11 protein-coding genes are annotated in these 6,554 nt (G+C 55.0%); 9 read left to right on the forward strand and 2 right to left on the reverse strand.

Annotated features, from left to right (window positions below; translation table 11 throughout):
• Positions 1-156: 156 nt before the first annotated feature.
• Both NH395_RS17410 and NH395_RS17415 read right to left on the reverse strand, forming a co-directional pair.
• Complete coding sequence (locus NH395_RS17410; RefSeq protein ID WP_253026669.1) at positions 157-804, reverse strand: TetR/AcrR family transcriptional regulator; 648 nt, start codon at positions 802-804, stop codon at positions 157-159.
• Complete coding sequence (locus NH395_RS17415; protein WP_253026671.1) at positions 773-1,915, reverse strand: NADH:flavin oxidoreductase; 1,143 nt, start codon at positions 1,913-1,915, stop codon at positions 773-775. The genes NH395_RS17410 and NH395_RS17415 overlap by 32 nt, the downstream gene beginning before the upstream one ends.
• Positions 1,916-2,041: 126 nt before the next feature.
• Between NH395_RS17415 and NH395_RS17420 the strand changes: the two genes are divergently transcribed.
• The 9 genes from NH395_RS17420 to NH395_RS17460 all read left to right on the forward strand — a co-directional run.
• Complete coding sequence (locus NH395_RS17420) at positions 2,042-2,212, forward strand: hypothetical protein (protein ID WP_253026673.1); 171 nt, start codon at positions 2,042-2,044, stop codon at positions 2,210-2,212.
• A gap of 343 nt (positions 2,213-2,555) precedes the next feature.
• Positions 2,556-3,851, forward strand: coding sequence for a site-specific integrase (locus NH395_RS17425; protein ID WP_253026675.1), 1,296 nt, complete (start codon positions 2,556-2,558; stop codon positions 3,849-3,851).
• Positions 3,852-4,381: 530 nt separating this feature from the next.
• On the forward strand, positions 4,382-4,594 hold the full coding sequence (locus NH395_RS17430) for a helix-turn-helix domain-containing protein (protein WP_253026677.1): 213 nt from the start codon (positions 4,382-4,384) through the stop codon (positions 4,592-4,594).
• Complete coding sequence (locus NH395_RS17435; RefSeq protein WP_253026679.1) at positions 4,591-4,800, forward strand: hypothetical protein; 210 nt, start codon at positions 4,591-4,593, stop codon at positions 4,798-4,800. Before NH395_RS17430 ends, NH395_RS17435 begins: the two co-directional genes overlap by 4 nt.
• Positions 4,797-5,045, forward strand: a complete 249-nt coding sequence (locus tag NH395_RS17440) for a hypothetical protein (RefSeq protein ID WP_253026681.1) — start codon at positions 4,797-4,799, stop codon at positions 5,043-5,045. Before NH395_RS17435 ends, NH395_RS17440 begins: the two co-directional genes overlap by 4 nt.
• A complete protein-coding gene (locus NH395_RS17445; RefSeq protein WP_253026683.1) occupies positions 5,042-5,218 on the forward strand; it encodes a hypothetical protein in 177 nt (58 codons plus the stop codon). The genes NH395_RS17440 and NH395_RS17445 overlap by 4 nt, the downstream gene beginning before the upstream one ends.
• Complete coding sequence (locus NH395_RS17450; RefSeq protein ID WP_253026685.1) at positions 5,215-5,445, forward strand: hypothetical protein; 231 nt, start codon at positions 5,215-5,217, stop codon at positions 5,443-5,445. The genes NH395_RS17445 and NH395_RS17450 overlap by 4 nt, the downstream gene beginning before the upstream one ends.
• A complete protein-coding gene (locus NH395_RS17455) occupies positions 5,430-6,350 on the forward strand; it encodes a toprim domain-containing protein (protein ID WP_253026687.1) in 921 nt (306 codons plus the stop codon). Before NH395_RS17450 ends, NH395_RS17455 begins: the two co-directional genes overlap by 16 nt.
• A partial coding sequence (locus NH395_RS17460; protein WP_253026689.1) for a hypothetical protein occupies positions 6,347-6,554 on the forward strand: 208 nt, incomplete at its 3' end. The genes NH395_RS17455 and NH395_RS17460, both read left to right, overlap by 4 nt.

Below are 6,554 nucleotides of genomic sequence, written 5' to 3' on the forward strand. Positions count from 1 at the left end.
TCATTCAGATTATGTAGATGGGTGTGTAATCACTGTTATATCAGTGTTCACTAAAAGTCCGCACCTGGCCTATTTGAAAATATTAGCCTGAAGCAACAAACCCATATCAATAATGCCCTGTAGCGCATAGGTTTTGCCTAGTACAAGATGGCATTTTTACAAAGTGCCCGCCGAATGAGAGCGTACATACTGCATGGCTTGAGTGATCGCCACACGTCCGGGGCGGCTTTCGCCGTAGGCTTTGGTGAGCGTTGCTGCTCCCTGTTGGCTAGCCAGAATAAAATGGGCGAGTGCCTCAAGGTTGGCATTTTCGCTAAGCCCGCCCTGTTGCTGGATTCGACGCAAGACATCATATAAACGCGACTCAAGCGCCTTGAAGCACTGGCCAATGGCGGCTCGGTTGGTGTCGTCAGTGTCATGCATATCGGCCGCCAGAGTGCCAATTGGACAACCACGTCGGCAGTGTTGCACTTCCAACTGGTCTATCACTTCTAGGAGCCAGCCCTCTAACGCATCAAGACTGGCTATCCCGTGGCCATTGTTATCCAGGGAGGCACATAGGTGTTGCTCCCACCAGCTTGCCACGTCGCAGACGAGGGCATTCTTGTTGGCGAAATGCTGGTAGAACTGGCTCTTGCCGGCACCGGCTTGGCGTAAAATCTGCTCCAGACCGGTACCGTCGACGCCTCGCGCATGGAAAAGCTCAGCCGCCGACTCGATAATGCGAAGCCGAGTGGCTTCACCCTTGGTGCTGCGCGTATGACGTTGCTGTTTATCGCGTGGCATTGAGTGTAGCCGAGACATCATGTTGCTCCCGCCAAGCGTCCTCGTTGGACAAATTCGCACGGGGGGTCAGCATAGCGAAATCCAGGGCCTCCAGCGGCTGGTTTTCCCTAACCCGATGGGGCCAGTCGTGGTTAGCCAAGGCCGCCTTGCCGATGGCCACGAAGTCAGCCTCACCTTGATTTAGCATCGCCGCCGCTGCTTGTGGATCGCCCAACTCGCCATTGGCAATCACGGGAATCTTGGTCAGTTCATTGGCCAGTGCCGATAGGCTCTTGTCGGTCCCCTCAATAGACGGCGAGCGTGCATCTAACTCGGAGAAATGCAAGAAGTCGAGACCCTCCGCTTCCAGGGTGGTTACAATCGTGGCAGCCTCCTCACGCCCCGACCAACGATAATTAGGGTCGGTAACCTTGATCTGCGACAGTCGCATGCCAACCGGGAAATCACTGCCTACAGCTTCACGCACAGCGCGTATTACTGCCACCGGAAAAGCCAGCCGCCGTTCGAGACTACCGCCCCAGGCGTCATCCCGCTGATTGAAGTACTCGGAAATGAACTGATCGATCAGGTAGCCGTTGGCCCCATGAAGCTCGACGCCGTCGAACCCGGCGGCCTGTGCATGTTTGGCAGCCGATGCAAACCCGACAATGGCTTCCCGAATGTCCGCCTCGCTCATTGGGCGCGGTGTTGGGTAGGGCCCTTCCCCTCCATAAAATCCAAGCATTTCACCTTTAGAGACCACCGCCGAGGGCGCCACCGTTTCTTCGACAAAACGGTTGCCTTGAGTCTGGGCGCCACCGTGCATCAATTGCGCGAAAAATCTAGCCCCCTGCGCATGGACAGCCTCAACGATCGGTTGCCAAGCGGCTTGCTGGGCCAATGTCGCCAAGCCGGGTTGGTAGTCATAGCCCTGGCTGAAGCGTTCATCGGTGTAGATCCCTTCGGTGATCAGCAAACTAAAACCGCCGCGGGCAAAACCACGGTAGTAGTCGCGCATACGCTCCGTGGGGCGGCCATCGTGCTCGGCACTGGTGCGGGTCATCGGAGCCAGCACAAGACGGTTGGCCAAACGGTGACCAGCTAGTGTGCCGGGTTCGAACAGGGTCGGATAATGTGGAACGTGACTCATTAGTCATCCTTAAAAAGTACCGTTCGGTACAATTTAAGCGTTTTTCGGCTATTGAGCAATCGAAACTGCCTATCGACTCGATGCGTTACACGAGCTGGCTGCCCTTAATGGCGGTGGTGGCAGTACTTGGACGACGACAAAACAATCCGTCAGCAATTTCGTGATAAGGCGCCGGTCGCACTACCGGTTGCCACTTCGACAGTTTCATTAGACATGATTTTTGAAAGTGCTTTATTACAACGACAACGCTTAAAGGCGAATCAGCAGTCGGCAGAATGGATGGGGATTCGCCATTAAACTTGTGGCCATGGCCGTGACTACAAAAGCTCATGGTCATATACAAAATGGGAACAAGAGATACGATAAAGAAAATGTGGCCATGATTTGGTCACAGACAAAAAAAGGCCCACGATTTCTCGCAGGCCCTTTTTCTAGCAATTTGGCGCGCCCGGCAGGATTCGAACCTGCGACCCTCGGCTTCGGAGGACTAAACTCTTATATCCCAACCTACCTCAATAGACACCAAAAAACCTATTAAATAAGCACCTTATAAATTTTACTGGTTAATACTTGTCTATTTATGTCTGTGGTTATAGACTCAATATGCAGTTACCAGAGTGGTACTGGAGAGGAGTCAGCCGTGATAACCACCGACCGCCAGTTACAGGCACTAAAACCCAAAGGCACCGTTTATTGGGAAAGCGTGAAGTCACCTCATGGTGGCGGCTTGGCTATTCGTGTGCAGCCCACTGGATCAAAGGCGTGGTATTACCGCTACCGCTTCAATGGTAAGCAAGACACCTACAGCCTTGGCCGATACCCAAGCGTGGGCTTGCTGGAAGCGAGGGAAAGCCACGGTGAAGCCGTAGCGCTACACGCTCAAGGCATTAACCCAAAGCACGCACAGCGCGATGAAAAGGCACGCAATGAGTCAGCCTGGACAATGGCCGAGCTGTTCGAGCGTTGGCTTCAGAGCTACGCAAAGACGCCAACGGTGCGTACTAGACGTACACCTTCACCGCTTGTTGTAGAGCAAGCGTGCTGGCGTTGGGGCCACTACCTAAAAGGACGCGTAGGCTCATTGCTGGTTAAGCGAGTTGATGCCCGCACGGTGAAAAGCACCGTAAAAGAAATAGCCGAACACCAGAGCCGTAACCAGGCGAGCAAGTGCCTAACCATGCTGCGAGCAATGCTGACTTATGCTGAGGGGCACGGGCAGATTGACGCCAACCCCGCCCAAGGCATCCAGCCAAGCCAGCTAGGCGCTACTAAGTCAGCACCGCGTGACCGCGTATTGAGCTTGTCAGAGATAAAGCGCCTATGGGACGCAATAGAGAACGCCCGCCTGGACGCTAGCGCCGCTGCCGCCCTCAAGCTACTGATACTTACCGGCCAGCGCCGGGGAGAGCTACTACAAGCCAAGTGGCAGCATATCGACCTAGAAGAAGGCCAGTGGACACTTCCAGCCATAACCACCAAGTCACGCCGGGAGCATACCGTTTACCTTTCAAGCGCAGCCGTTGACCTGCTGAGCGAACAGCAAGCTGTAACGGGCAGTCTGGAATACGTGTTTGAAAGCCAGCGTGCTATTGGTCAACCGATTGGTGATGCCAGCCTTACTACCGCCATTGCGCGCTTACAGGGGCGCAAACTGGCAAAGCAGAACATGAAAGCACCGCTTGCCGACATGCCACGCTTCAGTGTTCACGACCTGAGACGTTCGTTTGCAACGGGCCTGCTAAAACACTTTGGCACCGCACCGCACGTTGTCGAGCAAATGCTTAACCACGCGCCAACGGATCGCTTGATTGAAACCTACCAGCGCCACGACTACGCCAAAGAACAACGTCTGGCTTGGCAAGCATGGGGGCAATTAATCGCTGATGCAGAGACAGCCGAGAAAGCTAACGTGGTACCAATGAGGAAAGTAGAGTGATGAAATTTTCTGAATATGGGCAGGTAGCCACCCCCCTTAAACCCCGTAAAGGCGAGCCGGGTAGGCGAAGGATGCGCATTCTAGAGACCAAAAGTGGAAAAAACAATATATTGAGAGAAGTCTTTAAAAATAAACCACATATAGGAAAGTTTGCCCCGTATAACGTTGCAAAGGGCATTTTGAGCGGTAATAATGATCTAGTGCTGTTGTTTTAGACAGCTAGAAGCACCCCGGTTCCTGATGCTGTAGGAGGCGAAGGAACCGGGGCTACCATCAACGGCCAGAGAGACCGATGGAAAAGCGGATGCTCAGCAACACGAAAACGCACCACTCCTTAATGCCTGACGCGCCAACGTCATGCGGAGTGATGCGTAGTCGAGTTAAAGAGCCGACCCGTTTTAGCGTGGAGCTAAATGGGTGTCCCCATATTAGGACACCTGAACCATACGTACAAGTATTGCTTGTATCTGTGGTTATCGTTCCCCGCCTATTCCTGTTAGTCAAACTGGCCTTTAACAAGGCAAGTCCTTATGACTACTGCAATTCCGAGAAAGCTACTCACCGAACGCGAAGCCGCCGAATACCTTGGCTATCGCCCCGCCTCGCTTCGCCAATCCCGCTTTATGGGGACACTGGCCGGAGCAAAACCACCTAAACACACCAAGTTGGGTCGTGGCGTACGTTACGACATTGCAGACCTAAACGCCTGGATCGAGCAAGTGGCCAAGGAGGTATCAGCATGATACTTACCCGCGACCAACTCGCCCGCCTGACGGCAATCCTCGCCCCCTACCGTGGGGAAACGCTGACACGTCCGACTTTAGAGCTTGCACTGGCACTTGCCAAAAGCCCTAGCAGCGACAACTCAGAGCAAGCGCCGTGCTTTCGTGAGCGCATGATGAAGGCTTACGACATCTTGCGCGCTGAAAACGCGGAGGTGAGCAAATGAGCCTATTCAAGATCGCTTTTGCCCGCACTGGCCAAGAAATCTCTATTGAAGCAACCGACTGGCATGACGCTGTGCGCCAAACTGGCCGCCGTGATGCCTGCTACATAACAAGCGACGCGACTGGCAAGCCCCCAGTAGAGGTGCTGTTTGATGCTGATGTGCCGCAAGGAATCGGCGCTCAAACCATAGAGCGCGCACTGGCTGAAGCTGTCGCCTTTCTAGATTCAGAGGAGGCAGCCAAATGATGCCCATAGCCATTACGTGCGACCTGCGCACCCGTGCTATCCGCCTTCAGTTCACTAACCCGGATCGTTTCCTGACAGCCGAACATGCACTTGCTAGCGGCTTAATCACCCCCCTTGAGCTAAAGGAGTTGCAGCGAGAAGTCCGGGCACTAGGCATGGAGGTGGCCCAATGAAACCTATCGAACAAACCTACCTGCTGAAAGCCGCCCTTACTGGCGACGCTCGCCAGATGCAACAGGCGTCCCAAATCCTGGCAGGCGTGGCGATGCTGCTTAACGACCATGACTTTGATGGCCTGAAGCGTGAGGCACTTATAGAAACGCTTTGGCTGCTGTCCAACACGCTTGAGGAGCGTGGCGAATGGCTGCAAGAGGAGGGCTATGTATGCACAGAGCAATAAAAACGCCCAGCCTTGGCGGGGCATGGGCGCTATCAAAGGTCGTTTCTGAACAGATCGCCATAGAGAACAAACTGGCTGAAAGCATTGTCGCGCACTATGGCCTCAGTGTCAGCCCTATTGGTGATGGCGAGATTCACCGACACGACCACCCCGAGGGCCGCAAAGGTAATAACCGCCTTTGGTACGTGCTACGCCATGACTTTGGTGTACATGGTGATTGGGCTACTGGGGAACAGCACAGCGTATTTACTGACGACACCCCAGACCCAATAGCCGCCGAGAAAGCGCGACAGGAGGCCGAAAACCGCCGCCTAGAGCGACAGGCTGAGCGCGAGCGTGGGTATGCCCTGGTAGCCAGCCAAACGCGCCGAGAATGGCCGCTGCTGACGCCTGCAAGCCCTACCCATGCTTACCTGGCCGCCAAGGGGGTAAAGCCCCACAACCTGCGCCAAATGCGCGGCCTGCTGGTAGTCCCGCTCACCGATGGGCACCGCCTGGTTAATTGGCAGACCATTTCGCCGGATGCGGCTAAATACTTCAAGACAGGCGGCAAGGTTAAAGGCTGCTACTCACCCATAGGCAGCATTGAGCCACACCAGCCTTTGTTGATCGCTGAAGGATGGGCGACCGCTGCCACGCTCCACGAAGCGACAGGCTACGCGGTAGCCGCTGCTATGAATGCGGGAAACCTGCTACCCGTGGCGAAAAGCCTACGCGAACGCTACCCCACTCAACCCATCATCGTATGCGCTGATAACGACCACGGCACCGCTGGCAATCCTGGCGTGACCAAGGGAAAGGAAGCCGCCTCAGCCATAGGCGGGCGCTGTATATGGCCTGAAACGATGGAAGGCGTGGCCGATTTTAACGACCTGGCGCTAATTGGCGGGGAGGTATCGGTATGACTATCAGTGCCATTGCCCGGCAGGTCGATGAAGCAACGCACTCTATGACGCCAAAGACATTGCCAAATAGCTTGCCACCCGTGCCCAGCTTTCACCCCGAGATGCTGCCCGAGGAGCTACGCAGCTATGTGCTGGACGTTTCCCAGCGTATCCAGTGCCCGCCCGAGTATTGTGCTGTATCGGCGCTGGCGCTGCTGTCTGGCT

The sequence above is a fragment of the Halomonas sp. Mc5H-6 genome, assembly GCF_024124705.1.
GTDB lineage: Bacteria > Pseudomonadota > Gammaproteobacteria > Pseudomonadales > Halomonadaceae > Vreelandella > Vreelandella subterranea.

Excerpts from the sequence above, each read along its gene's own strand:
- NH395_RS17410 (WP_253026669.1), bottom strand. The coding sequence starts at position 804 with ATGTCTCGGCTACACTCAATGCCACGCGATAAACAGCAACGTCATACG.
- NH395_RS17435 (WP_253026679.1), top strand. The coding sequence starts at position 4,591 with ATGATACTTACCCGCGACCAACTCGCCCGCCTGACGGCAATCCTCGCC.
- NH395_RS17455 (WP_253026687.1), top strand. The coding sequence starts at position 5,430 with ATGCACAGAGCAATAAAAACGCCCAGCCTTGGCGGGGCATGGGCGCTA.
- NH395_RS17445 (WP_253026683.1), top strand. The coding sequence starts at position 5,042 with ATGATGCCCATAGCCATTACGTGCGACCTGCGCACCCGTGCTATCCGC.
- NH395_RS17430 (WP_253026677.1), top strand. The coding sequence starts at position 4,382 with ATGACTACTGCAATTCCGAGAAAGCTACTCACCGAACGCGAAGCCGCC.
- NH395_RS17440 (WP_253026681.1), top strand. The coding sequence starts at position 4,797 with ATGAGCCTATTCAAGATCGCTTTTGCCCGCACTGGCCAAGAAATCTCT.
- NH395_RS17415 (WP_253026671.1), bottom strand. The coding sequence starts at position 1,915 with ATGAGTCACGTTCCACATTATCCGACCCTGTTCGAACCCGGCACACTA.
- NH395_RS17450 (WP_253026685.1), top strand. The coding sequence starts at position 5,215 with ATGAAACCTATCGAACAAACCTACCTGCTGAAAGCCGCCCTTACTGGC.